The sequence below is a fragment of the Bradyrhizobium sp. CB1015 genome (genome assembly GCF_025200925.1).
Taxonomy (GTDB): domain Bacteria; phylum Pseudomonadota; class Alphaproteobacteria; order Rhizobiales; family Xanthobacteraceae; genus Bradyrhizobium.
In genome coordinates this window covers 2,431,845-2,458,709 of the sequence record NZ_CP104174.1, presented here as the reverse complement: position 1 = coordinate 2,458,709, position 26,865 = coordinate 2,431,845, and the positions used below count along the sequence as shown (strand labels likewise).

Annotated in this window: 20 protein-coding genes and 3 pseudogenes; 9 read left to right on the top strand and 14 right to left on the bottom strand. The window is 58.4% G+C overall.

Translation table 11 applies throughout. The annotated features are described in order from the left end of the window. Nucleotides 1-31: 31 nt before the first annotated feature. The 7 genes from N2604_RS11115 to N2604_RS11085 all read right to left on the bottom strand — a co-directional run bounded on the left by N2604_RS11115 (nt 32) and on the right by N2604_RS11085 (nt 5,452). Complete coding sequence (locus N2604_RS11115) at nt 32-508, bottom strand: cytochrome c-type biogenesis protein (protein ID WP_260374731.1); 477 nt, start codon at nt 506-508, stop codon at nt 32-34. Then, nucleotides 505-2,502, bottom strand: a complete 1,998-nt coding sequence (locus N2604_RS11110) for a heme lyase CcmF/NrfE family subunit (protein ID WP_260374730.1) — start codon at nt 2,500-2,502, stop codon at nt 505-507. The genes N2604_RS11115 and N2604_RS11110 overlap by 4 nt, the downstream gene beginning before the upstream one ends. 42 nt (nt 2,503-2,544) lie before the next feature. Then, the gene (gene ccmE, locus N2604_RS11105) at nt 2,545-2,997 is read right to left on the bottom strand and encodes a cytochrome c maturation protein CcmE (protein WP_128935408.1); all 453 of its coding nucleotides are present in this window, start codon (nt 2,995-2,997) and stop codon (nt 2,545-2,547) included. 3 nt (nt 2,998-3,000) lie between these two features. After that, nucleotides 3,001-3,699 (bottom strand): c-type cytochrome biogenesis protein CcmI, encoded by a 699-nt coding sequence (ccmI, locus tag N2604_RS11100; RefSeq protein WP_260374729.1) that lies wholly within the window; start codon nt 3,697-3,699, stop codon nt 3,001-3,003. 199 nt (nt 3,700-3,898) lie between these two features. Continuing rightward, entirely contained in the window at nt 3,899-4,522 is a 624-nt protein-coding gene (locus N2604_RS11095; protein WP_260374728.1) for a DsbE family thiol:disulfide interchange protein, read from the bottom strand. Beyond that, entirely contained in the window at nt 4,519-4,647 is a 129-nt protein-coding gene (locus N2604_RS11090) for a hypothetical protein (protein ID WP_260374727.1), read from the bottom strand. The genes N2604_RS11095 and N2604_RS11090 overlap by 4 nt, the downstream gene beginning before the upstream one ends. 31 nt (nt 4,648-4,678) lie before the next feature. After that, on the bottom strand, nt 4,679-5,452 hold the full coding sequence (locus N2604_RS11085) for a heme ABC transporter permease (protein WP_260374726.1): 774 nt from the start codon (nt 5,450-5,452) through the stop codon (nt 4,679-4,681). A gap of 2,042 nt (nt 5,453-7,494) precedes the next feature. Here N2604_RS11085 and N2604_RS11080 point away from each other — a divergent pair. The 3 genes from N2604_RS11080 to N2604_RS11070 all read left to right on the top strand — a co-directional run bounded on the left by N2604_RS11080 (nt 7,495) and on the right by N2604_RS11070 (nt 10,434). Next, nucleotides 7,495-8,622, top strand: a complete 1,128-nt coding sequence (locus N2604_RS11080) for an AraC family transcriptional regulator (protein ID WP_260374725.1) — start codon at nt 7,495-7,497, stop codon at nt 8,620-8,622. 420 nt (nt 8,623-9,042) lie between these two features. Then, a complete protein-coding gene (locus N2604_RS11075) occupies nt 9,043-9,699 on the top strand; it encodes a response regulator transcription factor (RefSeq protein WP_128935414.1) in 657 nt (218 codons plus the stop codon). Between the two features lie 342 nt (nt 9,700-10,041). Continuing rightward, nucleotides 10,042-10,434, top strand: a complete 393-nt coding sequence (locus N2604_RS11070; RefSeq protein WP_183260094.1) for a response regulator transcription factor — start codon at nt 10,042-10,044, stop codon at nt 10,432-10,434. Nucleotides 10,435-10,479: 45 nt separating this feature from the next. On the opposite strand, the gene N2604_RS11065 is transcribed toward N2604_RS11070, so the two are convergent. Together N2604_RS11065 and N2604_RS11060 are read right to left on the bottom strand one after the other, a co-directional pair. Then, a complete protein-coding gene (locus N2604_RS11065) occupies nt 10,480-10,992 on the bottom strand; it encodes a molybdopterin-dependent oxidoreductase (protein WP_245473822.1) in 513 nt (170 codons plus the stop codon). Nucleotides 10,993-11,268: 276 nt separating this feature from the next. After that, nucleotides 11,269-11,805 (bottom strand): PAS domain-containing protein, encoded by a 537-nt coding sequence (locus N2604_RS11060; protein WP_128935417.1) that lies wholly within the window; start codon nt 11,803-11,805, stop codon nt 11,269-11,271. Nucleotides 11,806-12,130: 325 nt separating this feature from the next. Between N2604_RS11060 and N2604_RS11055 the strand changes: the two genes are divergently transcribed. Both N2604_RS11055 and N2604_RS11050 read left to right on the top strand, forming a co-directional pair. Beyond that, nucleotides 12,131-13,141, top strand: a complete 1,011-nt coding sequence (locus N2604_RS11055) for a helix-turn-helix domain-containing protein (RefSeq protein WP_260374724.1) — start codon at nt 12,131-12,133, stop codon at nt 13,139-13,141. 221 nt (nt 13,142-13,362) lie between these two features. Then, nucleotides 13,363-13,770 (top strand): globin domain-containing protein, encoded by a 408-nt coding sequence (locus N2604_RS11050; protein WP_245473823.1) that lies wholly within the window; start codon nt 13,363-13,365, stop codon nt 13,768-13,770. A gap of 112 nt (nt 13,771-13,882) precedes the next feature. Here the strand turns inward: N2604_RS11050 and N2604_RS11045 are convergent. Continuing rightward, nucleotides 13,883-14,039, bottom strand: a pseudogene (locus N2604_RS11045) (IS5/IS1182 family transposase); the annotation flags it as partial. Nucleotides 14,040-14,179: 140 nt separating this feature from the next. Between N2604_RS11045 and N2604_RS11040 the strand changes: the two are divergent. Together N2604_RS11040 and N2604_RS11035 are read left to right on the top strand one after the other, a co-directional pair. Beyond that, nucleotides 14,180-19,015 (top strand): AAA family ATPase, encoded by a 4,836-nt coding sequence (locus tag N2604_RS11040; protein WP_409241706.1) that lies wholly within the window; start codon nt 14,180-14,182, stop codon nt 19,013-19,015. Nucleotides 19,016-19,838: 823 nt separating this feature from the next. Further along, entirely contained in the window at nt 19,839-20,939 is a 1,101-nt protein-coding gene (locus N2604_RS11035; protein WP_260374723.1) for a LysR family transcriptional regulator, read from the top strand. Nucleotides 20,940-21,036: 97 nt separating this feature from the next. Here the strand turns inward: N2604_RS11035 and N2604_RS39740 are convergent. After that, a pseudogene (locus N2604_RS39740) lies at nt 21,037-21,093 on the bottom strand (hypothetical protein); the annotation flags it as partial. Nucleotides 21,094-21,417: 324 nt separating this feature from the next. Here N2604_RS39740 and N2604_RS11030 point away from each other — a divergent pair. Continuing rightward, nucleotides 21,418-21,837 carry a hypothetical protein gene (locus tag N2604_RS11030; protein ID WP_260374722.1) on the top strand — a complete coding sequence of 140 codons (420 nt, stop codon included), beginning with the start codon at nt 21,418-21,420 and terminating at the stop codon, nt 21,835-21,837. Nucleotides 21,838-22,741: 904 nt separating this feature from the next. On the opposite strand, the gene N2604_RS11025 is transcribed toward N2604_RS11030, so the two are convergent. After that, the gene (locus N2604_RS11025; protein WP_260374721.1) at nt 22,742-23,659 is read right to left on the bottom strand and encodes an NADP-dependent oxidoreductase; all 918 of its coding nucleotides are present in this window, start codon (nt 23,657-23,659) and stop codon (nt 22,742-22,744) included. Between the two features lie 580 nt (nt 23,660-24,239). On the opposite strand from N2604_RS11025, the gene N2604_RS11020 reads away from it, so the two are divergent. Further along, nucleotides 24,240-24,923 carry an antibiotic biosynthesis monooxygenase gene (locus N2604_RS11020; protein WP_260374720.1) on the top strand — a complete coding sequence of 228 codons (684 nt, stop codon included), beginning with the start codon at nt 24,240-24,242 and terminating at the stop codon, nt 24,921-24,923. Between the two features lie 295 nt (nt 24,924-25,218). Here the strand turns inward: N2604_RS11020 and N2604_RS11015 are convergent. Continuing rightward, nucleotides 25,219-25,649, bottom strand: a pseudogene (locus N2604_RS11015) (carboxymuconolactone decarboxylase family protein); the annotation flags it as partial. 18 nt (nt 25,650-25,667) lie between these two features. Further along, nucleotides 25,668-26,285 (bottom strand): nitroreductase family protein, encoded by a 618-nt coding sequence (locus tag N2604_RS11010; protein WP_260374719.1) that lies wholly within the window; start codon nt 26,283-26,285, stop codon nt 25,668-25,670. Between the last annotated feature and the right edge of the window lie 580 nt (nt 26,286-26,865).

Here is a 26,865-nt window from a genome sequence, read left to right as displayed (position 1 = left end):
GAAGCTAAGGCCGCTTGACCTCAGGACGAGCCTATAGCGGAGTATCGGATTCAAACACAGCGGCAAGCCGATCCCGCTCGGCTTGGCTCAATGGTGCCGCTGGCGTGGATTGTTGGCGGCGCAATCCGAACAGGAGAGCGATCGCGCCCGCCGCAAGCACGAAAGCCGGCATTCCCCAAAGGAGAGCGGTTTCCAAGTCGAGTGGCGGTTTCAGCAGGATAAAGTTTCCGTAACGCTTAACCAGAAAATCGCGGACCTGCTCGTCACTCTCTCCGAGCTTAAGGCGCTCGCGCACCAGCAGGCGAAGGTCCCGCGCGAGTTCTGCTTTGGAATCGTCGATCGACTGGTTTTGACAGACCAGACAGCGCAGTCCGGCGGAAATAGCGCGCGCGCGTGCCTCAAGTTTCGGATTAGTCAGAATTTCATCCGGCTGAACCGCCCTTGCCAAGCTAGGGGCGACGCTTGCGAGCACGATCGAAAGCAGAAGAATGCGACGAAGCCACGTCATTCGGCGGGCTCCGGCGCTGCGCCGCTGTCGGCGACGCGGAGGCGAGCCGCGCGGCGCGCGAAGCCAATTCGGAGGCGTCTATCGGACAACGACACAATCCCACCGAACGCCATGATGACCGCACCGATCCAGATGCTCGTCACGAGCGGCTTCCAGAACAGGCGCGCATCGATCGAACCATCCGCGTGGCGGTCCCCAAGCGAAATGTAGATCTGTCCAAAACTCAGCGTTACGATGCCAGCCTCGGTGACGGTTGTCTGTCGCGTGGGAAAGCTCCGCTTGGCTGGATCGACGGCGGTCACGTATGCGCCGCCCTGGCTGATGACCGTATGGCCGACGAGTTCAGAATAGTTCGGGCCCTGCCGCGATCGAAAATTCTCGATGGTGGCTTGATAAGGGCCGAGATCGATCCTCTGGCCTAACTTGACGGTCGCGATACGTTCCACACCCCAACCCGTCGTCGCCAAGCCCATGAGTGTCAAGCCGAGGCCCGCGTGAGCGATCGCCGTACCCCAGGCGGAGCGCGGCAACCCGACCGCGCGTGCTAGCATCACCCGGCCGTCTTGCCCACGTGCCCAGATACGCGACGCCACATCGGTGAACGCACCAACGATGAGGTAGACGGCAAGGCCGAGACCGGCTGCAGCGAAGACGGAGCCACCGCGGACGGTGGCAACGAGCAAAATGGAGACTACAAGACCCCCCAACGCTGCGACCGTCACCCGTTGCGCTGCGCCGAGCAGGTCGCCGCGCTTCCAGGCGATCGACTGACCGAGCGGCATCAGCAGAACGATAGGCACTACGAGCGGGCCGAGCGTTAAATTGAAAAACGGCGCGCCGACTGAGATCTTGTCCCCCGTCAGAGCCTCAAGCGCGAGCGGATAGAGCGTCCCGGTCAGAACCGTAGCGCAGCAGGTGGTCAGCAGCAGGTTATTGACTGCCAGCGTGCTCTCGCGTGAGAAGGGTGCGAACACGCTACGCTGGCTCAGGGAAGGTGCGCGCCATGCGTAGAGCGCGAGTGGGCCGCCGATGAATACGGACAGTATGACCAAGATGAAGACGCCGCGAGCCGGATCGCTGGCGAAGGAATGGACGGAGGTCAGTACTCCCGAGCGCACGAGGAACGTACCCAGCAACGACAGCGAGAACGTAAGTATCGCCAGCAACAGTGTCCAAATCTTGAGGGCTTCACGTTTCTCCATGACAGCAGCCGAATGGAGGAGCGCCGTGCCCGCAAGCCAGGGCATCAATGACGCGTTTTCGACCGGATCCCAGAACCAGAATCCGCCCCAACCAAGGGTGTAATAAGCCCAGTACGACCCCATGGCGATGCCAAGCGTCAAAAAGATCCAGGCGATCAGTATCCAAGGCCGAACGTAGCGGGCCCAAGCGGCGTCTAGTCGGCCACTGATCAGCGCGGCTACCGCGAAGGAGAACACGATCGAAGAACCGACATAGCCGACGTAAAGGAGCGGCGGGTGTATGGCAAGGCCCGGGTCTTGAAGCAGCGGATTAAGGTCCTGGCCCTCAAACGGCGCAGGAAATCGTCGCAAGAAGGGATCGGAGGTGAACAGAATGAAACAGAGGAAGGCAAGGGAGATCCAGCCCTGGACCGCTAGCGTATTCGCGCGTAGTTCGTTCGACATGCCGCGCTCGAAAATCGCCACCGCCGCTCCAAAAACCGCGAGAATCAGAACCCAAAGCAGCATCGATCCTTCGTGATTGCCCCAGACCCCTGCGATTTTGTATATAAGTGGTTTGGTGGTGAGTGAGTTCTCGGCGACCGTCACGAGACTGAAATCGGACACCACGTGAGCGTAAGTCAGTGCTGCGAAGGCATAACCCAAGAGCAGGAACTGGGTGATTGCGGCAGGGACCGCGATTGAAGTAAGTGCCGAATCGCCAGTACGGGTTCCCCAGAGCGGCAGAATTGATTGAAGCAGCGCGACGGCAAGAGCCAAAGCGAGCGCGTAATGTCCAGTTTCGATGATCATCTTGTCGGTCCCATCAGCTGGGATGTTTCGTGGCGCGCGGCGCTATTGCGCTCGCGCAGATCTTTCGTTGCGCCAAGTGCCTTCTTGCTTGAGCTTGTCAGCCAGGTCCTTGGGCATATATCGCTCGTCGTGTTTTGCTAGCACGGTGTCGGCATGAAAACGGCTCGGTCCTTCCACGGTGCCCTCGGCGACGACGCCCTGTCCTTCACGGAAGAGATCCGGCAACAATCCGGTGTAGCTGACCTCGATGTCGTGCTTTAGGTCTGTCACCGCGAAGACGACAGTCGACGATCCCTCGTGAGTAAGTGAGCCACGTTTCACTAGGCCGCCGATGCGCAGCCGGGTGCCTGGTGGCGGCGCCTTTGCGGCCAGTTCGCTCGGCCCATAAAAGAAGACAATACTGTCTCGCAACGCGAACAGGATGAGCCCTATCGCGATCGTCAAAGTGACGCCAGCTGCGCTGATGATGGCGAGGCGCCTGCCCTTTCGCGTCAAGATCTACTCCTCTAAACGAAGCTGTCTGACGAGTTCATCCACGCTGGCCGACGCTTGCTCATCGCCTGCTAGCTGAGCACGTGCGCTTGCGACAGCCGCCTCGGCCTTCTCGCGCTCACCCAACGCCGCGTAAGACCTAATAAGTTGTAGCCATCCTTGAAGGTGATGGCCGTCCTTCGAGAGTTTCTCGGCGAGCTCCGCTACCATCCCCCGGATCGCGTTGCTCCGTTGCTCTGGAGGAAGCCCTGCAATGTTAGCTCCGGCTTGGCCGGCGTGGATGTCAGGAGCCGCGGCAGCGAGGCTAAAATCTCCATTGGACGGCCTCGATGCGATCGGCATGTCAGGTTGGCTGGGAGCGCCGACCTTGAGGTACGACGCGAGCGCGACGAGCGGCAGCATTAAGACGATCGCCAAAGCCGCCGCCCCGCGTCGCTCACCTCCACGACGGGACGCATGCGGCCGGCCCTCGCATGCCGAGTTGAGTGACGCGAGCAGCCGGCGCTCGATCTCGACGCGAGTCGTCACGGCATCTTCAGATGCTAGCAGTCCGCAGCGCACGTCTTCATCCGCTTCAGTCAGAAGATCGCGATAGAACGTCACATTCGGATCGTGAGCGCGAACGACCACACGCCGCTCGGAAAGCGACCTCGCCAGCGCCAGCGCGACTGAAGACGTCATCATTGCAAAAATGGCCCACAGCACGTTTCAAGACCTCCGTTTGTCCTCGCCACCGCATATCGCATCACCCGCCGGTATCTGCCGCCGTTGAAGCTCGGGCTAACCGACTGTGCCGTCTTCATTGTCCGGTCGGACTTTGCGAACAATGTAAGCGGACGGAGCCCTACGAAGCCGAGACAAGAACCGATCCTTCTTGCATCCATCGCGGAGTGCAATGGAGTCGTCATGGACGCGCCGCCTCGGCAACCGCCGCCATCAAACCAGGCCGACTTGCGTCCGAGATGCCACCAACAAGCTTGTAAGCGATTGTGCCATCGCCCTTGATCACGTAGGTCTCGGGAACGCCATAGACGCCGAAATCGATTCCCGTTCGGCCCGAGCGGTCAGTGCCGACCTGTGCAAACGGGTTGCCGTGAGCGACGAGATAGGCCAACGCATTTTTAGGATCGTCCTTGTACACAATGCCGGTGAGTTTCACGCCCCGTCGCCGCAGAGTCGGGTCGCTCGCCAACGCCATTAGGGCCCCTTCTTCTTCCCGACACTCAACACACCATGATGCAAACACGTTCAAGATTGTCACGTGCCCTCTCCGCAAATCTGCGCTCGACAAGCCGGGTGGACCGGATGTTGAAAGCCCTTCGAGCGGCTTCAGCGCAAATTGCGGTACTGACCTGCCTATTAGAGCAGAGGGCACGAGTGAGGGGTCTCCGGCCCCGAGCCGCACTAGAAGTAGTGCCGCAATTCCGCAGAAAACCAATAAAGGGATAACCACCCACAAGCGGGCCACTCGGCGTCGAGGCGGCGTGGCACTCGACGATAGGTGAATTGAGGCCGGGATATTGCTCATGCGCGACCGCGCCGATCCGAGTGATTAATAAGACGAGACAGGGTACGGCGCTGAAAGCGATAGTCGATAAGCACTGCTACAATCATTCCCGCTAGAACAGTGCCCGTCACCAGAAACGCCGCCATGATGAATCCGTCATGCCGCAACATGGTCTGCTCAGGAAGCTATTTCGGCAGACAGCAGACGAGTCATCGCCGCCTCGCCATTTACCGCCAGCGTGATCGCAAGCCGCCGGGCTCGGCGGCGCATGATCTCGTTGCGAACCGCCATGACGTGGAGAGTCACGAACAAAAGTGTGTATGCGAGCGCCATAACGATCAGCGGCCATAGCATCGAGCCAGCAATCGCCGAGCCCTCCATCCGGAACACCGACGCCGGTTGGTGGAGCGTGTTCCACCAATCAACCGAGAACTTCACAATCGGAATATCGATAAAACCCACCAGGGTCATAATCGAAACTGCTCGTGCCGCTCTACTCGGGTCCTCGATTGTCTGCCAGAGCGCGATGAGACCGAGATAAATGAGAAGCAGAACCAGCATGGAAGTGAGCCGTGCGTCCCAGACCCAATATGTGCCCCACATTGGTTTGCCCCACAACGAGCCCGTGACCAGGCAGATGAAAGTGAAAGCTGCGCCTAGGGGTGCGGCCGCTTTTTGAGCCGCATCGGCGAGTGGATGACGCCATACCAACGATCCAAGCGCAGACGCCACCATCAACGTGTAGGCGAGCATCGCTATCCAGGCGGCGGGGACGTGGATGAACATTATTCGCGCCGTCTCACCTTGCTGATAGTCGGGGGGCGCGTCGAACGTTCCAAATAGACCAAGCGCGAACGCGACGGCTGTCGAACCCCAAAGCAACGGCAGCAGCTTTGCGGTAATGCGCACGAAGTTGCCCGGATTGCTATAGGCGCTAAAGCTGAGCTTCAAATTTCGCTCTCCTCGAAGCCAATCTGCAGGCGGGGGAATTCACTCGCTTCCGAACGCGGCTCGCGAAAGGACTCTGCTCTCGGGTCGCCTGCAAGCAGATGAGTATTGCATCACAGGAGACACGGGTTCGCAAATTACCCTCAGTTATCATTTCGATGCCCAAAGGTCAGAGTTTAGACAAATCTATCGAGACGTCCGCCCGATGAGGTTTGATTTCTTGACGCTGATTTTGCACGAAGAAAATTTGGCTACGCTTTGAGGCTCGGTGTTGTGCAGTCACGTAGTTGGCATTGAGGATGTGGAAAGCGTCTGGGGGTGCGCGATCACTTGGATAAGCGGCCTCGCGTCTGACGCATGCCTGTCGTGGTAACGGTCGAAGCACTCAAAGACTATCGGTGCTCCTGGCTCGCCGCTTGATCCGGAGGCGGCCCTTATGACCATGTCGATGGTGGAGTGCGGTAAGCTAACGGCTTCGGTCAATAGAAGCGGTTCGCCGAGCGGCGAGCGTCTTGACCTTTCGTATAGGACCCTTGCTGCATTTGGATGGCTGACCTGTACCGGGGTTCAATTGAGCCGGCGATCGCGATCATCGTATGTATGAGGCTGCGATGGTCCTCTCCCCCCGCCATCGCTGCCCACCTTGGGCGCCTCCCTAGACTTGGGCCGCTTGTGGCAACACAGGCGGCCTTCTTTTGTCTACGCCCATTCGGCATTAGACCGGCGTTGATTCAACCAATACCTCTGTACTGTCACTCGATACCCGCGCCCAATGGCGTCAATCACAAGACCCGTGCTAGCTGTTGATACGGAATGAAAAGCAACGGAACCGGCCCGCGAGCAGGCAGTTGCAGGATAGGGTCGGCGGCGTAGCGCCCGACCGACCTTTCCCCTGATTGAAACGTGCGTCGCCGATCCCGCAAGTGTCTCTAGTTCGACGGTTCGCTGCGGAGAGCCGGCCATGAAAAACATCGTGGATCTCCTAATCTGGTTTTGGCGAGTGAGCCCGCCCGCGCCCAACACACAACTTGGGGCTACGGCCGAAAATCGAGACCAATCCAGCATGGCCGATTTTGTCCGCATCTTGCAGGCCTACGATCAAGACCAGTACGGAGGGAGTTAGGGGTGTCCGCGTAGCAATCGGTTTGGCGGGTCTCAGCGGCCGGGATAGAAAATGCGGGCCACGGGACCGCTATCAAGGGTACTTTTCTAAACGGCCATCGCGGTACCAGTGCATCCTTCGAGAATCGGCCACGCATCTTCAAAATCAAACCCGTGACCGAACTCGTGAGAACCATCTCGCACCAATCACGATAAGCGTATAGTAGCCTATGATGTTGTGACCGCGAAGATTAGGGACGCATTTCGATTGCACTCGCCACAAAGTCGCAAGCTCGGGCGGACGCGATGATCTACCACCTCCGAATGATTAATTTGCCGTGTCTGACGAGTTTGCTCGGCGACTGCTAGTTTGCCTCCAAGTAGGGCGTACGGAATTATTGATTTGCTACAGGCCTGACTAGCCGGCGCGGCAAACTAGAGCTGCACCAAAATTGGGTCCAGGCCAAACAATAAGCGCTTGAAGAACAGTCGTTCCAGGTTAGGACCGCCGCCCGGTATTTCTGGACTTGTGTTTCTCAGTAGCATGCGCGCGATCCTGAGGGACATCCAACCAACTCGGGGGCGCGCATGACGGTTCAGGACTCCGAGTTGGCCATGTGAAGCTCCGCGTGAATTAAGTCGAAGCCTGGATATACGAAAGTCGCAGCTCGGCTCCGCGAAAGTTTATCCCCGTTTGGCCCTTCCTGTCAGACGCGCAAATGCGAGTGCAATTGAGGACCAAGGTATCACACGGCATGCTCACCTCGACCCGTTCGTCGCGGATTCGGGCGAAGAAAGCCGGCGCTCGGCCTAGTGCCCACGCAGAAACACCGCGACAATGAAATTAAAGAGTCTTGAATAGGCACCCGGAGGGCGACCCCATGTGTCTAGCAAATGACGGTCAGTTGACAGCACGAACCCACTTTGAGCGAAGAGGAGAAGCCATGCCAGAAGGCCCCCTACTACTTCCGACCTCCAAACTGGGAGCCGAACTCCACCAAGTCCGTTTACGGACGAATTCGACGACGCTACGCCGTTCGCCGCGTGGCCCTGACGATCTGCAACAGCTTTCAAGATCGCAAGCGTTGCTCCCGATAACCCCGTCCCGAAACTTTGAAGGCGACCATGACTGCTCCATTTTTGATACAATTCGCCAATCAGATGGTCACCTCGTGGCGGACGTGATCCATCCTGTCGTTGAAATCTCTCCTTCCGACACTGTGGCACGCTTCAAGGTAAATGGGCATGGCATGACGGCCGAATCCTTGCGATTCACCGGACGAGGTAGAATCCAGAATCATTTTCGGGCTCCAGTCCATATGCTCGTGATGTACGAGAAGGGAGAGCGCAGTGAAGGAGAGACATTCGTGGAAGGTCTGCCGCGATCTGCGCTCCGAAACCTCGAGCGGAAACTGACATTCGTGCCGGCTGGCCGCGAATTTCACGATTGGCACGAGCTGCGCGGGTCGCAGATGCGGCTCATGTACTTCTACTTCGAACCTGAGAACCTGAAGGTTCTTTATAAGCGTGGCATCACCGACCTACCGAACGCTCCACGTATACTATTTGAAGACGAAGCGCTCTGGCACACCGCGCTCAAGCTGAAGGCGTTCGTCGAGAGCCGTGCAGGAGACCCGATGTACTTCGGGAGTCTCGGTACTCTGCTCATACATGAAATCGTGCGTTTCACTTGCGGGATGCCCAGCATTCAACCTCAGCTCCAAGGCGGCCTTGCACCGTGGCAGCAACGACTCGTCAGCGCCTATATCCAGGAACATCTCAATGAGCGGATACCGATTGGCACGTTGGCGCAGCTCGTTCGTCTGAGCCCATATCATTTCTGCAGGGTATTCAAGCAATCTCTCGGAATGCCGCCACATCGGTACCAAACTAAGCATCGTGTTGAGCACGCCAAGTTGCTGCTGGCAAAACGAGCGGGCTCGATGACAGAAATCGGTCGGGCGGTAGGCTTCAGCAGTCGTAGCGCGTTCGCCACGGCGTTCCGGAAGGCGACGGGAATTGCCCCGGCGGATTACCGCCGAAGCGTGGCTCCTCCCTTGACATATGAATGACCTGCGACGTCGCGACCAAGTTGCTATTCGGAACGTCGAGGCATCTCGGCCTCTCATTGCGTCGAGGTCGGTCTGGCTTTCGGCGCCTTAGGAACGCAGCTCACGAGCCGGAAGAAGACCTGCATCTGCGAGTGATGGCCTAGCAGCATCCGTTCGCACGACGTAACGGTGAAGCGGCGCGCAAAGGGGACCGCCCCGCCCAAACGCCACCGAGTGATCCCGGGTTCCCTAAATCCGTCGCTGCTAACGGAGCGTGAGGTGAGCTGACATTTCATCGGGCGGCTACAGCGTGGAGGTGAGGACATTGGCGAACCTTCTCGTGGCCCACGAACCAAGGCGTTCCACGCTGGAACCCCTCTCATGTGTTGAACGGCCTTCGTGGAGGTGATATTTTTACACGAAGTTGGGAGAGATTATCTCGTGGCGCAGCATTCTATTCAAAAGCGTGCAGCAGCCGAGGAGCCAACTATCGCCGTCGTTGACGATGACAGGGACTTCCGCGACTCACTCGGAGATCTGTTCAACTCGGTCGGCTTCAAGGTCAAGTTGTTTGGGTCGGCCGCGGAGCTTCTCGAAGGCGAATTATTACCCGACGTGGTGAGCTGCCTTGTACTTGACGTTAGATTGCCGGGCTTGGGCGGTCTCGACTTCCAAACCGAGCTGTCGAAAATGAACGCTTCCATTCCCATCATCTTCATGACCGGTCACGGCGACATTCCGATGTCGGTTAAGGCGATGAAGGCAGGCGCTGTCGATTTCCTGACGAAGCCGTTTCGCGATCAGGACATGCTGGATGCGGTGACGATCGCGCTGGAGCGCGATCGGACGCGGCGAAAGGTCGAGCAGCGGCTTACGGACCTGAAATCGCGTCTCCAACGTTTAAGCCCGCGCGAGCGAGAGGTGCTGGCTCTCGTGACCTCTGGCTTAAAGAACAAGCAGATCGCTTTCCAGCTAGGCGTAGCTGAGATCACTGTGAAGGCGCACCGCGGCCACGTGATGCAGAAGATGGGTGCGCAATCGCTAGCCGAGCTTGTCAGAATAGCGGAGATGCTTGGTATAAAGTTGCCACCGTCCTAATCGCTTCGTGGTGTCTCCATCAGCGAAAATTGCTTAGGCGCAAACCAACTGATGCTTTTGATCGATGCCGGAAGCGCCTGACGCGTCGAGCGCAATGACCTGGCATCAGCGCACGTGTTCGGAAGTGGCCCAAATCGGGTTGACCTATTCAGAAGTTTTGAATCACTTATTCTAAAGTATAACATCGATTATTCCGAGGTCTGGCATCCCCCGTCCACAATATAATCGCGGGTCCAAACGCTTCTCGTTATAGTACGATGCTTGGATATCCGCGCGGTGCCCTTCTTGAGATACGGAACGCGAAATGCGGCGGTCCGCATCCCCAGCATTGAAGGCGGGGATATGTCTAGCGAGATTCAGATTTCGATCATCGATGATGATGAGCAATCTCGCGAGGCGTTAGCGGGTCTCATGCAGGCAGTTGGCTTCACGACTGAGGCCTTTGCATCCGCAATGGATTTCTTGGCGTCTCCTAACGTCCGCCATACCTCCTGTTTGATTGTTGATGTCCACATGCCGCGCATGACTGGGCCTGAATTGCATAGCCGCTTGGTAGGATCTGGCTATGACATACCAACAATTCTGATCACGGCTTACCCCGATGACAGCGCGCGAACTCGAGTTCTGGGTCAGGGCGTCGTTGGCTATCTGACCAAGCCCATCGACGAAGAGGTTCTGCTCGGATGCGTCCAATCGGCTCTGCAGCGCGCAAAATCGGATGAAAACCCATCATGACCGCGAAATCAGCTGCCGGCGCTCGGCCAGCTTCGGTCCCGAGTTTCAGCTCGAAGATCGTTGCTCTTTGAATGGGTCGCCGTAGATGTGATATCCGTTAAATTCCCATAAGCCTGGCGATTCGCGATCCAAAAACTCGATCCCGCGTACCCACTTCACGCTCTTATACGCATAGAGGTTTGGCACCACGAGGCGCAACGGGTAGCCATGCTCGGCCGTAAGGAGTTCGCCGTTATGCCGCAGGGCGAAGATAGTCGTCGGGCGCAGAAAATCTGAGATTGGCAGGTTTGCCGTGTGGTTATTCTCGCCATGGACCATCACATGCCGCGCCTCTGGCCGCAGCTTCACTCGCTTCATTAATTCTGTGGCGAGCAATCCTTCCCAATGGTTGTCGAACCGACTCCAGTGCACGACGCAGTGCATGTCCGCAAATACTTCGCTCTGCGGCAGATTGGAAAGTTCTTCCCACGAAAGCCGCAGTTGCTCCTCTACCAGGCCGAACACTCGAAAATCCCACGTCTTGGGACGAAAGACCGGCACCGGGCCCACATGCTTCACCGGCCACTCGAGCGTAAGCGACTGTCCTGGGGGCAGCCTCCCAGCGGCACGCAACTCACGCTCTCGTTCACGTCGCTCGTTCGATCGCACAGCTACCTCCATCGCAAGAGCATGGCGCGCGCAAAAGCACCGCGCGCCCTAGTCAGCGTAACTTGTAATTTCCCGGGCCGAAAACGCGGTCAGCCGGGTGCGGCGGACAAACATTGAGCTTCTGGTACGCCACATGCCGAGAAGGCCCCTATGAAGAAATACGGAACCCGAAGCGGCGAAGGAGCCTCACTGCTCCTCCCCCTCACCGATCTCGCAATCGGAATTATTTGCAGACTCGGAGAGTAAGCCAGGGACAGTCTTGCTGGTATTGTGACGGAAAATGTTGACGGCTCCGATCACTTCGTCGTCGTTGTCACGAATCGGAAAGACATTAACGAGCGCCAGAAGACGATTGCCGTTGGGATGCTCGCAAATCACATCGGCGTTGCGAACGGTGGCGCCGTTGTTGATCACCACGGATGGTGGTGCAAGTTCGTGCGGCATCACTTCTCCTGAAGGGTAACGCAGAAGGTGTGACCCGCAATACTTCTCCGAGGCTCCCAGAGACGGCGTGCGTCCCCAACCCGCGATTGCAGCTTTGTTGCACTTGACGACAGTGGCATCCTTTTCGAGAACGTATATCCCTACTGGGATAGAATCCATTGCCGCTTGGTCTGCAAGAATTCCTTTTGTGACGAGGTGCCCGTCGACGACTTCTCCTCGGAAGTCGATTTTGTCGAAGTCGCCATCCAAAATCATCGTGCTTGTTGCGTTGGTTGCCATTTTCAACCTCCTTTGTGTACCCACCTTGTTCATAGGACCTATTCGGCCTTACACTCGAATTTGAGTAAGCATAGTCTCGCAGGTCACTACCGTCGTCTCACCGTGCGCCGCATGATGTCTCATTTTGCGCCGATCGCCATTCGGTTGTCGTTCAGTTAAGGCCGCGGAGAGGCTGGTGCGGTGATCAGCTCGCCGCTGGAACCGAGACGCAAAGGAACTCTCCACATCCGCCCTTAAAAAGTGGCAGCCCCCAAAGTCTGGCACCCTCGCTTTGCCGATGTAACCGGTCTAAGTTAGGTTCCAAGGCATTTGGTCGGCCCACGGGATGATCATGCAAGTCCATTTTTCCACGGACCATATTGCGCCGCGCGACCGCGTGAAGTTCTGGTGCGACTATTTCGCGAAGCAGGCCCATAGCATCACGCCGGGCGAGATTCCGGATCCCGCTGCCTTTCGCGCGGAAGCGAGTGGATCGATTGCAGGCGAATTTGCGCTGCTGGAGATAAGTTCGGGACTTGAGAGGGTCCAACGGACGGCTGCCGACGTTGCCAGGGACAAGATTGAAGCGTTCTTCGTCCGCCGATTTCGCGCGCCGGTCATCTGGAGGGCCGCGGCACGCAGCACGCCAGTCGACCTGATTCATGAGCCCGGTGATTTCTGCATAAGCTCGACCGAATGGCAATTCAACGCGGAATGGAAAGGCCCAGAGTCGTTCGACATGCTGATCATCCCGTGGGCTGCACTCTCGCCGATTATAACCGGGGGTCGACTGGAGCGCCCGTTTCGGTTGGCCGGTGCCTCGCCGCTCGGCTCGCTGCTCGGCGCAGCTATTGATGCGGTGAAGGCGCAAGCCCCGCTGCTCTCCAACGAACACGGTGAAGCTGTGCTGCGCAATCTCTGCGGTCTCGTGGCACTGAGCTGTAACATCTCAAACGAAGGCATCAATCGGGGGCGGGATTCGCTACAATCGGCGCGGCTCGCGGCCGCCAAGCGTTACGTCGACCTGCATCTCGCCGATCCTTCCCTGACCGCCGCCAGCGCCGCGGCCGCACTCGGCATCTCGGCGCGCCAGTTGCATCGCCTGTTCGAGGCAAACAATGTCAGTTTCGCCCGATACGTTTCGCGCGAGCGACTGCTCCGGTGCCGCGACGCCATAGCCGACGCGACGGGAACCGGACGATCGGTGATCGATATAGCTTTTGGCTGGGGGTTCAACAGTATGGCGACGTTTTATCGCACGTTCGCAAGCGAGTTCGGTAGCCCGCCCACCATGCTGCGTGCGGCATCGCAAGGACGAGTGAATGGCCAGCGCACGACAGGAAAGGACACATCGTGAATGCGCTCGGGGCGATCTCCCGCTTGGCGCTAGATGAGACGTTGCCTGGCGCTAAATGAGACGACCTCGCAACTGCTTCCGTGTGAATGACCCACGGAAATCGCGCCAATGAGATGCGTCGGGTTGCACGACGTTTCTATTCGCCTGAGGTCTCGCATCCGATTGCTATCATGTGTCGCGCGCAGCCGAGTGAGCCGCGCCCGCACAAAGGAAATGACATCGTGGATGCTGTGCAGCAGGAGCTTGTTCAGACCACCTTCGCCCGGCTGGCGGCGATGCCTGAGGTCGCCGGGGCGTTGTTCTACGAGCGGCTATTCGCCACCAATCCGAATTTCCGGCCGCTATTCAGAAACAACATGCGTATTCAGGGCGTCAAGCTAATGACCATGCTCGCTATGGTCGTCTACAATCTACCCGCGCTGGATCAACTTTCGCCCGCGATCCATGACCTTGCCGTCCGCCATGTCGAGTACGGGGTTAAGCTCGCCGACTACGACGCGGTGCGGGAAGCGTTGCTCTGGACCCTCGAACAGGCGCTTGGAGAGGATCTCACGCCCGCCGTTCGTGAGGCGTGGACGGTCTGCTACGATGAACTTGCGGGTGAGATGAAGGCGGCGGCCGGCGTCTGATTTACGATCTCCCGCCTGGCACTAAGCGCCTTTTTTCCTCTCTGGAAGCGGTGATCCCGATATGTCCGTTCCGGGTCTTGGTTGTGTGCAAACGGATAGGATCGGCGCGCGGCCGTTGTCGGCCGACGTTTATGACCTCGTGCGTAACAATCAGATGATGTCGCGGTGTCCACCGCGACCTGGACATTATAGCCGACGACACCCGATCCGCGTCCGCTGGTGGCCATCGAACGGGCATCCGGATCTATCAGCGATATCTGTTGATCCGGCGTATTGCGCATCGTACGCATACGACGAAGACCGCCTGATTGACGCATGCGCGCGAGAGCCGGGTAGCGCTATGATAGCGCTGCGTGAAGGTTAGGCAGCTTGCTGAACTGGTGATGCTGTGGCAACAAGAATGTCACCTATGCCGGGGCTCTCGGGGTACGTGCTGACGCCCCTGCGGGAAAGCGCAGACTTTACCCTTTACCGCGGCCGAAAGCACGACGCCCCCTCGCCGGTCCTAGCGATCGCACTCTTCGAACAGCCGTCGCCTCAAAGCATCAGGCGGCTCATGCACGAATACTCGCTCGGAGCCGAACTCGATCCCGCGTGGGCTGCCAAGCCTCTGGCCATTGCTCGTCACGAAGGGCGTATGATCCTCTTACTCAAGGACCCTGGCGGTCAGCCGCTGGATCGGATTCTTGAGCGTGACCAGGGGCAACCGCTCGACCTGACTCGTTTCCTTAGAACCGCCATTGGGTTGGCAAGAACACTCGGTCAAGTCCATCAGCAGGGCTTCATACATAAGGATATCAAGCCTGCGAATGTCCTCGTCGACGACACCGGCAACGCGTGGCTCACGGGATTCGGGATTGCCTCCAAACTTACGCGCGAGCGCCAGTCGCCCGAACCTCCAGAGTTCATCGCGGGAACGCTCGCCTACATGGCACCCGAGCAGACGGGACGAATGAACCGTTCGGTCGATTCTCGGAGCGACCTTTACTCGCTTGGGGTGACCTTTTACGAGATGCTGACCGGGAGTCTTCCATTCGCGGCCTCCCACCCGATGGAGTGGGTGCACTGTCACATCGCGAAACAACCAGCCGCACCCAGCGAGCGCGTAGGAACCGTACCGACCTCGGTCTCCGCGATCACGATGAAGTTGCTCTCCAAGACGGCGGAGGAGAGGTATCAGACAGCGGCGGGAGTTGAGAGCGATCTTCGGCGCTGCCTCTCCCAATGGGAGTCCCAGGGGCGGATCGATGACTTCACCCCTGGCGCTCACGACACCCCAGATCGCCTTATGATCCCCGAGAAGCTGTACGGGAGGGACCGCGAGGTTGACGCTCTGCTGGCCGCCTTCGACCGCATCGTACGCGGTGGCCGTGTAGAACTGGTGCTGGTCTCCGGATATTCCGGCATCGGCAAATCCGCAGTCGTCAATGAGCTCCACAAACCACTCGTGCCGCCACGCGGCTTGTTTGCATCAGGCAAGTCCGACCAGTACAAGCGCGACATTCCGCATGCCTCGTTGGCCCAGGCGTTTCAGAGCCTCGTCCGGCGGCTCCTCAGCCAGAACCAGGAAGACCTGCGCAAATGGCAGGACGCACTTCGTGAGGCGCTGGGTCCCAACGGACTGCTCCTCGTCGATCTGGTCCCGGAATTGAGGCATGTCATTGGCGAACAGCCGCCAGTGCCCGAATTGCCGCCGCAGGAAGCGCAGAGACGTTTTCAGATCGTATTTCGACGGTTCATCGGCGTATTTGCGCGACCCGAACATCCGCTCGCGCTCTTCCTCGATGACATGCAATGGCTAGATGTCGCCACACTCGACCTCCTCGAAGACCTGTTGAGCCGCAACGATTTGCAGCACTTGCTGATCATTGGTGCGTACCGGGACAACGAGGTCAATGCCACCCACCCGCTCGTGCGTAAGCTGGAAGCGATCCGTCAGGCCGGAGCGGCAGTGCAGGACATCGTTCTCACACCACTGAGTCGCGACGATCTAGGCAAACTGATTGTGGACTCCCTTCACTGCCAACTGGAGCGCGGCGCCCCACTGGCAGACTTGATCCACGAAAAGACCTCGGGCAACCCGTTCTTCGCAATCCAGTTCATTTCTACTCTGGCGGACGATCGCCTACTGAAATTCGATTATCGCGAGCGCCTTTGGGTATGGGACCTGCTCCGCATTCGTGACAAAGGCTTCACGGACAATGTTGTAGAGCTGATGGTCGAGAGGTTGAAGCGCCTTCCGCCAGAAACCCAGAAGGTACTCCAACAGTTCGCCTGCATGGGCAACAGTGCAGAGTTCGAGATGCTGCGGATTGGGTATCAGGGCTCAGTCGAGGACATCCACGACCATCTCTGGGAAGCCGTGCGATCGGGCCTCATCTTCCGTGCGGACAATTCCTACCGTTTCCTGCACGACCGCGTGCAGGAAGCCGCCTACTCCCTGATTCCGAAGGAGCTGCGTGCCGAGGCTCACCTGCGCATCGGAATGCTCCTCGCCGAGCACACGCCCGCTGAAAAACGTGAGGAGGCGATATTTGAGATCGTCAATCAACTCAACCGGGGCTCCCATCTCATCACCTTAGTCGAGGATCGCGAGCGCGTCGCGGAACTTAATCTGATCGCCGGCCGGCGCGCGAAGCTCTCGACAGCATACGATTCGGCGCTCAAGTATCTCAGAGCCGGCAGAGCCCTTCTTGAAGAAGAGACTTGGAAACGTAATCACCAGCTCATCTTCTCGATCGAGTATCTGACAGCCGAGTGCGAGTTGCTCACTGTCACGGTTTGCCTCGCCGCCGGGGATCCACTCGCCGAAGTGCAAAAGGAATGCGAGAACGGCCTGGCATCCGCTAGGCGGGCGCGTTTCGGCCTGGCCATCGAGCGCTGCGAAGCACAACTCGGTTTGATCCTCACCTTGCGCGGGCTGACTGCAACTTTCGGATGCCTGGATCACGAGGGATACAGTGAAATCGATACCGAACGCCGCTTAGCCAAGAGCCCCGACTTAGTGCTCGCCGAGTTCTATTACTGGACGCGAAAGCTGCAGGCGCACTTTTTCGCCGGAGACCTTGCGTCGGCGGTGGACGCCTCGCTACACGCCGAACCGCTGCTTTGGACGTCGGCGGCAATGTTCGAGTCAGCGGAGTATCGACTCTATGGCGCGCTGGCGCATGCGGCGGTCTTTGATCACGCCACTCCGGAGGAGAGACCGAGGCATTTCGATTCTGTGCTGGACCACTACCGGGAGCTCCAAATGTGGACCGAGGCCAACGCCGAAACCTTCGAAGATCGCGCCACGTTGGTCGGCGCCGAAATCGCCCGCCTTGAGGGCCGGGTGCAGAACGCTCAGGAGCTGTACGACAAGGCCATCCACGAGGCTCACAAACACGGATTCGTGCACAACCAGGCAATTGCCAACGAGATAGCCGGGCGCTTCTACGCAGAGCGCGGTTACGAGAAGATCGCCGCGACCTATTTGCGGGCCGCGCGGGCCTGCTACCTGCGCTGGGGAGCCGACGGAAAGGTCCGCCAACTTGAGGAGCTTTATTCGCACCTTAACGTGGACAAGTCGATCCCGGATTCCGCGGCGACAATAGTGACACCCATCGAGCAGCTCGACTTGACTACCGTACTCAGAGTGTCGGAAGCAGTGTCAGGCGAGATCGTCTTCGAGAAGTTAATCAACACGCTCATGAGTTCGGCAATCGAACACGCGGGCGCCGATCGAGGTCTCTTGATACTTTCGCGAGACGACAAATATCAAATTGAAGCAGAAGCCACAACCAGCGGTGACAACGTGAACGTGGTCCTGAAACAGGCACGCGTCACGGCCGCTGATCTACCGGAGTCTGTGTTTCACTACGTCCTTCGGGCAAAAGAGAGCGTTCTCCTGCACGATGCGTCCAGTCAGAGCTCGTTTTCAGCGGATGCCTATATTCGCGACCATCGCTCGCGGTCAGTGCTCTGCCTCCCAATACTTAAGCAGACCAGGTTGATTGGAATCCTGTACTTGGAGAACAACTTTGCGACTGACGTGTTTACTCCTGCTCGAATGGTGGTCCTCACACTACTCGCTTCCCAGGCGGCTATCTCAATAGAGAATGCCAGCCTGTACCGCGAGCTAGCCGAGCGGGAGGCCAGGATCCGACGGCTAGTGGATGCCAACATCATCGGCATCTTCGTCTGGGATCGTGACGATCGGATCATCGATGCCAACGAAGCTTTTCTCCGCATCGTCAGATACGACCGCGACGATCTCGTCTCCGGTCGACTGCGCTGGCGGGATCTGACGCCCACCGAATGGCGCGATGCCGACGACCGATGCGTGGCCGAGCTGGAGGCGACCGGAACCGTGCAACCCTATGAGAAGGAGTACTTCCTGAAAAACGGCAGCCGCGTGCCAGTGCTGGTCGGGGCAGCGACGTTCGGCGGGCGACACGACCAAGGCGTTGCCTTCGTGGTAGACTTAACGCAGCGCAAGCGGGCAGAGGAGGAAATTCGCGAAAGCGAGCGGCGCTACAGCGAGGTGCAGATGGAGCTAGTGCACGCGAATCGAGTCGCAACAATGGGGCAGCTCTCTGCTTCGATTGCCCATGAAGTCAACCAGCCGATCGGCGCGACGCTCAACAATGCCTCAGCGGCGTTGCACTGGCTAAGCAAAGAACCGGCAGATCTGGAGAAAGCTCGTCAGGCTCTCAACCGGATCTTTGCAAACGGCAATCGCGTCAGCGAGGTCGTCGGCCGGATGCGCGCCCTTTTCAAAAAAGCACCTCTCCGGAAAGAAGAAGTTGACATCAACGGAGCAATCCTCGAGGTCATCGCCCTGACCCGTGGCGAAGTCGAGAAGAATGGCATTGTGGTGCAGTCACACCTCGTGGACGGCTTGCCGCTCATTCAAGGAGATCGGGTCCAGGTGCAACAAGTGATTATGAACCTGATCATCAACGCGATCGAAGCCTTGAGCTCGATCTGTGAGGGGGCGCGAGAATTGGTGATCACCACCGATAGGAGCAAGTCGGATGGCGTTCTTGTCGAGGTGCGGGATTCAGGTCCAGGCCTGAGCTCAGCGGATCTTGAGCGCGTCTTTGACGCCTTCAATACGACAAAGCCCGGCGGCTTGGGGATGGGTCTGTCGATCTGCCGCACCATCATCGAAGCGCACGGGGGACGACTGTGGGCCACGGCCGCCGAACCTCGGGGAGCAACTTTTCGATTCACGTTGCCCGCACAGTCAAATCGAGCCGCGTGAATCGAATATCCTGCAGCGGGCCAACAGCAGAGCGAATATCTATCGACCGCAAGAATCTTGGTGTTTTTCGGCTTTTGCGATTTGAAGCGTGCCTGTCGGCTACGTGACAGAGCTGCACCAGTATTGAGTTCGCCCGTTGAGTCGCCTTGATGCAATGACAGATAGCGACCCCGGGATGGCAAGCGCGCTTTAGTGTTGCTAATCCAAAAAAGGCAGCTACCAATCAACCAACCAAAGGCGACTTGTCCAATTAATTCTGACTTCTAGGACACGGCTGACCCTTAAGCCAACTTAGGTTGACAGGTGATCGAGACCACGGAGCTGTCGGGCACGCCAGAGACGAAGCAGAACTACTCACTCAATAAACCCGCAAGAATGATAACGCCGTAACAAGAACTGAGCTTACCGTCGCGCTCAATCTGCTCTATCTCTGGCCAGACATCAAGACAGCAGCGTCACGGATAACCAGGATGCGAACCATATTCCCTGCGCCAACTGCATTGCCCACGGGGGCCGATGTAACCGTGAGGGGTACAAAACGCTGTGCCCATGACGTCGACATCCAAGGTCGCCATCAGCACATCGAGATCGGATCGAGGCCATGCAAGGTTCATGATCCAAGGTTTTTGCCGGACCCTCGAATTGAGCTGATGTCATCGTCCGCGGCGTTAGCGGGAAAGAGCGTTGGCGAGAGAACTTTTCGCCAGGCGGATATCGAGAACTCCGGGCCGATGCATAATTCCCATTTCGTCAGAAACTCCACGACCAATCCTTTTGCCATCACCCCTGCTTCCCATGGCAACGAGCTGAAATGGTCCGGACCATGGCAAATCTCTCGGGTGTGAGCATGCATCTGCAGTTTCATCAGGTGCGATACTTCCTGGCCCTCGCAAGGACGCTCAATTTTACCCAAGCGGCAAAGCAATGCAATGTGACTCAGCCAGCACTGACAAAGGCGGTTCACAAGCTGGAGGAAGAGCTCGGCGGAGCGCTGATTCACCGTGAACGTCGTTTCACCCAACTCACCGAGTTGGGCAAGATGGTTTTGCCCACGCTCGAGCAAGTATTTGCCGCCGCGGAGGCGGTACGGCTTCAGGCGCGAAGTTATCAAAAAAAGACAATCGCCAGGCTCAAAATAGGACTGTCGCCATCAATCTCGGCCGCACTCATTACGGAAGTGCTCTGGGAGCTCACTACGACCATCCCTGACCTACGTTTCGATCTGCGCGAAGCCGATGCCAATGGGCTCGTTACGATGCTCTTGGATGGCGAAATCAATGCGGCACTCGTCGGCGACGCTGTGGAGCTGCCTGAACGTATCGATCGCTGGCCGCTGTTCGAAGAGCGGTACATGCTCGTTCTCCCTCGGGAACATGTAATGGCGAGGAAATCCGTCATCCCGCTACACGACTTGCACGAGTTGATTTTTCTCGAAAGGCTCGGATGCGATGTCGCAAGTAGATTCGTGCAAGCTGGTCTTCTCGACCATCAAGGTCCAAGAATTGTGCACAGCAGCGATCAGGAAAAGCATCTTCAGCAAATGGCATCCGCCGGTTTTGGAGCCATCCTAGCCCCAGAGCACGCTCCCAGGCTGCCATCGCTCGCCGCTATTCCGATTGAGGGCGATCCCGTCCGGTGCGAGGTGCAGCTCTTGGCCGTGGCGGGGAGGCGGTATTCGCCAGCGCTTGACGCCTTCATCAAAATTGCCCGTGCTCGCGATTGGACGCGTGTGCTGGACACAATCCGCAACGCATCTGCACCTGCGTCGAACAACGACAACATTCGCAAGCCCGACGCACAAGCTGCAAGCTCCCTGTTTGAGTCACGCCTCCGAGCCGATCGCTCACGAGATCCTCGGATAATTCGGAGCGAAGATCGGGAAGTACGGAAAGTCCCGCAACCTCACTCAGTCGAACGGCGGTGACTACTCGCGAGAAACGAGCTAGCTGGGCTGGTGTGTCGCCTCCGTACCGGAGGATCTTGACCAGCTTGCCGCTCTTACCTCGGAACACATAGAGATCGCCGCCGTGCCGGTCTCGCCTGAAGGCTTCCTGCACCAGTAAGGCCAGCGAGTTCATGCCGCAGCGCATGTCTGTATGGCGCCGGTGGCAATCTACACCCGTACGCGCGACGCAATGGAGATCACCGCGGCCGTCCATCTGCCAGCGCCCGCAGACCGTTTGCGTCTGAAAGCTGTAGACGCACCACCGCCGGAGAGAATGAAAACGATAACGATACTGCATTTCTAACGGCGCGCGGACACGAATACTGTCCTCATGCACCTCATCGATACTTGGTGGCAGCACGGGTCGCCCAATCACAACGCTTGGTCTGGGGGCGCCGCCTCTACTCTCGATGTCCCAATAACTCGATCGAGCAGCCCAGCAAGCAGGAGTTGCGTTATGCCCTTTTGCAATGTCACAAAGTCTATCTACACCTACCTAATCGACTATCCTGTAGCCATCGTCTTGATGGTCGCGCCGTTCCGGATAAACTTTGGCAAGAACAGTCCTGTCGCGCTCTGGTTTTCCGCGGTGACCCGCGCCACGGCGCTGCTGCCGCCGGCTTTCGTGGACTACGCGACGGGGATCGTCCGGATCATTCGTTCCTGGCTGCATCTGTGGGTGGATAGCGCATTGGACGCGATTTCCATCACTGCCCCGTCTACCGCCCATTTTGGCGGGCCTTACGTCTGGTGCTGCTGGATTCTCGCGGTTGCGGTCTTTCTGACGACCTCAGTTCTCCGCGCGGTCGAAGTCGGCACTGTATTGGTGGCCGATCTCGACACGCCGGCTATAAGGTGTCGATCGATTCGATTCTAACGCGGCATGCAGGTTTGCCCAAAATAGGTACGTTACGCCGATCGTTGCTGAATAGATCGTAGCCGTCGAGACTACAATCGATACGATTTATATGTCCTCAATCAAAGAAGAAGGCGGCGTGGGTCGGCCGAGATAGCTAGCGCCTACATCCTGCGCGGCGGCGCCTTGCCCGACACCGAGCTGTTCGCTTCATCGGGACGTTGCTTACAACGCTTACGCAGTTGGCGGTTGGCTGGTGATCAAGTAGTTGTCGATAGCGACTTTCTGGACTACCGGACTGATCAAGCGGTGAATTCCGTTCGGAACGGCTGGAGGACCGCCATTTGACTGGGCGGCATCCCATCAAGACTAATGTCGGTGGTTACCGACAGTATGTAAGTCGGAGCATGTTCTTGGATCCCCGATTGGCCGCAGTAGACTCCAGGGAAGTGAGGACGGATTTTCAGCACTACAATCGCTCCTTTCCAGATCGCGGCGCAGCCACTAAGGGCCGCAGCTGCACCCCGGACGGCTTGACGTAACACCATACCACATTTTAGTTCCGCGATCGACAATGAGCGCACAGTAATCCGCGAGAGCCTGTCATGGCATTGGCTGGTTGACTTGCTCTGTCTAAGACCTTGCGCATTGATCGGCTCGCGCGGAAACTATTGGTCGCTTTCGATGAGACAATCTTCCGACTCCCACTATCAACGTCCCGTTCCGGTTCGCGAATGTCGTTTCTCATTCCGTCGGCGCTATAAGCTCAAGGGCATGCGACCTCGGCCCGATCCGTTCGACCGACGCAAGAAAGCCAATCCGCGCAGCGCGGCCGAACGGCACCCACGTGCTTTCACTTCATCGAAGAAGGCAGCCTGAACTGGGCAATGCCGGTTGGCCACGTGCATCGATAGGCGCGTGCCGCTCACGGACGAACGCGGATGATTTTCTTCCCGTTGATCCGCTCGGTCTGGTTAAAGGCGGCCACAGCCTCGTGGAGCGGCGAGACGATACCGATGTTCGTCCGCAGCCGTCCGTCTCGCACCCGCTGGACGATCTCACTTAGTTGGGCGCGATCGGACTCGACAACAAAGTCGATTGTCAAGACGTTGGCGGGCCGTGTCTCGCTTGGCCCGACAATGGACACCAGCGTCCCTCCGGCTCTAACCAGCCGCGCGGACCGTTTTCCGATGTCGCCGCCAATAAGATCGAATACCAGATCGACGTCGCCGACGTCTTCCAAGGCGTCGTTCTCGAGGTCGACGAACTCTTGCGCGCCGAAGTCGAGCGCTTTCTGACGATCCGCGGCGCGTCCGGTTCCGATGACGTAGGCACCGGCCTCGCGTGCGAGCTGGGTCACCATCGAACCGACTGCGCCAGCGGCGCCGTGCGCGAGGACGCTCTGGCCCGCCCTGAGGCGACCGTGATCGAACAGTCCCTGCCATGCAGTCAGGCCCGAGATCGGCAAGCTCGCGCCAACCGTGAAGTCCACGTCGCCCGGCAGCGGCGCGAGATTGCGTGCCTCGACCGCGACGTACTCCGCCAAGGTACCGTCGCGGTACCAGTCGGCGAGGCCGAACACTCGCTGCCCGAGCGACAGCCCTGTCGTGCCATAGCCGACGGCGGTGACCACTCCGGCCAACTCGTGCCCGGGGACCGACGGCGTCCGGTCGCGGTCGCTACGATCAGTCCAGGTCGAGGGCCACTCCAGCTCAGTCCCAACGAATCCTGACGCATGAACCTCAACGACAACGTCGTTTATCGCGGCCTGCGGCTGGGACCGCTCTCCCAGCTTCATTCCGGTCGTTCCCGCGGCCTGGTCGGTCACTATAATCACTTTCATCGTCCACCTCTTCGAGTGTGGTATGTCATCATGATCCAATATTTTCGCAGAGGATCGAAAATACGATGTGAAACTCGGTGGTCCAATGACCTGTAGATATGGAATCGATGCCATCGATGCAGCGTGCGAGAAGTCAAAGGTGTGGTACGAGTAGAAACATCTGCTTCTTACGACGAAGCGAAATTGTGAGTGGTTGGGAAGATGATTTCCAGTCCGCATTGGCGTCTTCAGCCATAGGCCGGCACGCTGTGGAGGCCGGTGGGGCGTGGTTGACGTCTGCCATAGATCGTCTGCAAGACGTGCGCCGGCGCTGGTGTCGAGGACCGTGTCGGAGCAGCTCTTCCTTCTCGACGAGTAGCCCGAGCGGAACTCTCGATAATCGCCAAAAGTGTTGACGCGAGTATCGAAACATCGCTTTGAGGTGGACTCTTCATCAATAACGCGATCGCGGTGGGCGCGGTCGTCAGGGTGTGGTCGAGAGCGTACAGCTTAGGACAGCTAGAATTGCGAGTGCGTTCATGGCCGGGGCACTCGACATCGAGATCGATTACGCGGCGGCACTGAAGGAGCGCGATACGACATGTTTTCAGTGATTTTCGAGACGCTGCCCAATAGAGAGAACTGGAATGACTATCTCCACAACGTTAAGATACTGCGTCCCGAGCTTGAGCTGGTCGATGGCTTCGTCGACAACGTCCGTTACCGTAGCCTGACCCGCGAGGGCTGGATCCTTTCACTCTCGAACTGGCGGGATGAGAAGTCGCTCGTGCGCTGGCGCACCTGCAGATCCCATCATGAGGTTCAGCAGGAGGGCCGCGACAAAATCCTTGCTGACTACCACCTGCGCATCGGCCAGATCACTGCTGACAATCAAGTGCCGCCGGGGTACGCCCTCTCCGAGCAAAGGCTCGATGAGACCGAAGTCGGCGAGGGAACGACGGTCACTCTGATTAACGCGACTCGCCCCGCGGAATGGAAGCGGACCAACAACGCCTACGAATGCGCCGAGCGGCTCGGCCTGAATCCATGGGCCGCCGAAAGCACGTCCTGGGATATCTTCGATGCTTTCACGCCCGGCGATCTGATTCTGCTCATGTCTTGGAAGAACGCGGCTGCAGCGCAGGCGTACGAAGACACTTCCGTGCTGGATGACAGCGCAAGGGTTCGGAGAGTACGGATTGTACGCGACTACGGAAAGTACGACGGTCGCGAGGCGCCTCAGTATTTCTCAGAGACCAAGGGCGGCGAGGCCATCCACCCCTGACATTGCTTCGTCCTGGAGCCCGAGCAAAGTGGATCGTGGATTAGGCTTCGACCAGCCTCTCGATGCTTACCCCCGCTTTGTTGATCTCCGACGACTTGTTGCCAGCGAGGTCCTGAATGGGGCGTTGGCTTCACCCGGCGTCGTTCCTTAGGAGGCCCTACCCGCCTTGACACGACTGACGAGGCGTCAAGTGCGTACAGAGCCATCTAATGCCAAGGATGGTGAGGGAACAGCCCTGGCCCTGCGCGATCATTTTGGTCGGTGGCTTGCAACCGACACACCCTCCCATCATTCGGTCCATATAGCCGGCGTCGCGGACCGCTTTCAGCTCGGCATCACTGACAGGGGCCTCGTGTCTCAATGACCTTGCGCGCAAACTGGACGGCAGCGTCCCGCCTCGGATCAATGGCGTGCCCCTTCCGAGCGAGAGCTATTTCATCGGCCGGAAGCTTGGCCATATGCTCGGCCGTAAAGCTATGAACGGCTAGGCAGTAGTTGCAGCCCTTCACTTCAGAGACCGCGAGGCCGATGCTGTCCCGTGTCTTCACGTCGAGCGCCTTGCTCAAGGCCCCGAGCAGGGAATCCCCAGGCGTTAAACGCGATCGGGCTTTGCGCGAAGGTCGCCATCATGTTTGGGGTGAACCCGATGGTCTTGGCAAACGCGTCGAGGGTCTGTTTGCAATCGGCAGGTACCTGTTCCGGCTTTAGAACTGCAGTTCTTGGCACTAGTCCCCGAAATCCATATCACACGAGTTCCAGCACGTCGCTCACCGGGCGGCGCGGCTTCTGCGGCCAATTTCCCGGGCGCTCCGGCCCGACGGACAACAGCATGACTGGTACTTCGTCCTTACTCAGCCCGAACTCGCGGTGCACTGCCTCAGCATCGAAACCGATCATCGGCGTCGAACCCAGCCCAAGCGAACGGGCCGCATAAATCATCGTCGCCGCGCCGAAGGTGCCGGTGCGTACTGCTTCGTCGCGCTGGCGCTGCGGGTACTCCATGTACAGATCGCGTGCGGGGATCTCCCATTCTGGCACCATCTCCGCAGGCATGATGCCGGCTTTCACCAGAGGTGCCAGACGATCAGGTATTACGCCGGAGTCGGCCAGTTGGCCGCAGACGATGAAGGTAACGGCCGCCTCGGTGATCGCCGGTTGACTCCAAGCGATCGGACTCAGACGCGCTTTGGCTTCCGGCGTGCGCACAGCGATGAAGCGCCAATTCTGCAAATGGAAGGATGTCGGCGCAGTGGTGCCGATCCGCACCAGCTCACGGATTTCTTCGTCGCTCAAAGTGGCGGCGGGGTCGTAATACTTAGCCGCGCTTCGGCTCAAGATACAGTCGATGACGGCGTTAGTCATTGGGATTCCATTGGTCATAGTCGTTCCGGCAATGTTGCTGCGATGAGGACTGTTCGACATCTCATTTGGGGGCAATGTGAGTTTCTCAGCTTGCCCCCGGCGGGTCTGATAGGACGCGGTCGGCGGATCTGGTTCTCGCCGGCCCGCCGTTCCCCCGCCTGGTATGGTGGGCCGTCATCTTCCGCATTCTTTGCATACGAACGAAGCTATTGCGACGAAACTCGATGAACCAATCACCTTTGGTTATGGATTTGATGCCATCGACGCGGCGCGCAAGGATCAACTAGTGTCAATAATGTCCACTGCTTATGATGAAGGCGACTCTTAGTGCATAGGAGTGTTGATTTTCTCAGACCGATATCATTCGTCAGATGCGGAGGCAGCCCTCGGCGAGAATACGAACGAGCGCCCCACTTTCCAACTCGGCCTCCGCACCGATGAGGCTTGAGGCGACGATCCCCAGCCCGGCCTTCGCTTCGACAACCTAGGAGTGACCTAACTCGACGAGGTTCCGATGCGAAACACCCCTCGCAGTTCTCCGGTGCCGCGAGCCTCGTGGTCGGGCTCCTCAAGCTCGGCC

Excerpts from the sequence above, each read along its gene's own strand:
- N2604_RS11090 (WP_260374727.1), bottom strand. The coding sequence starts at position 4,647 with ATGGCGGCGTTTCTGGTGACGGGCACTGTTCTAGCGGGAATGATTGTA.
- N2604_RS11110 (WP_260374730.1), bottom strand. The coding sequence starts at position 2,502 with ATGATCATCGAAACTGGACATTACGCGCTCGCTTTGGCTCTTGCCGTC.
- N2604_RS11040 (WP_409241706.1), top strand. The coding sequence starts at position 14,180 with ATGCCGGGGCTCTCGGGGTACGTGCTGACGCCCCTGCGGGAAAGCGCA.
- N2604_RS11025 (WP_260374721.1), bottom strand. The coding sequence starts at position 23,659 with ATGAAAGTGATTATAGTGACCGACCAGGCCGCGGGAACGACCGGAATG.
- N2604_RS11070 (WP_183260094.1), top strand. The coding sequence starts at position 10,042 with ATGTCTAGCGAGATTCAGATTTCGATCATCGATGATGATGAGCAATCT.
- N2604_RS11010 (WP_260374719.1), bottom strand. The coding sequence starts at position 26,285 with ATGACTAACGCCGTCATCGACTGTATCTTGAGCCGAAGCGCGGCTAAG.
- N2604_RS11060 (WP_128935417.1), bottom strand. The coding sequence starts at position 11,805 with ATGGCAACCAACGCAACAAGCACGATGATTTTGGATGGCGACTTCGAC.
- N2604_RS11030 (WP_260374722.1), top strand. The coding sequence starts at position 21,418 with ATGCCCTTTTGCAATGTCACAAAGTCTATCTACACCTACCTAATCGAC.
- N2604_RS11115 (WP_260374731.1), bottom strand. The coding sequence starts at position 508 with ATGACGTGGCTTCGTCGCATTCTTCTGCTTTCGATCGTGCTCGCAAGC.
- N2604_RS11055 (WP_260374724.1), top strand. The coding sequence starts at position 12,131 with ATGATCATGCAAGTCCATTTTTCCACGGACCATATTGCGCCGCGCGAC.
- N2604_RS11035 (WP_260374723.1), top strand. The coding sequence starts at position 19,839 with ATGGCAAATCTCTCGGGTGTGAGCATGCATCTGCAGTTTCATCAGGTG.
- N2604_RS11020 (WP_260374720.1), top strand. The coding sequence starts at position 24,240 with ATGTTTTCAGTGATTTTCGAGACGCTGCCCAATAGAGAGAACTGGAAT.
- N2604_RS11095 (WP_260374728.1), bottom strand. The coding sequence starts at position 4,522 with ATGAGCAATATCCCGGCCTCAATTCACCTATCGTCGAGTGCCACGCCG.
- N2604_RS11080 (WP_260374725.1), top strand. The coding sequence starts at position 7,495 with ATGCCAGAAGGCCCCCTACTACTTCCGACCTCCAAACTGGGAGCCGAA.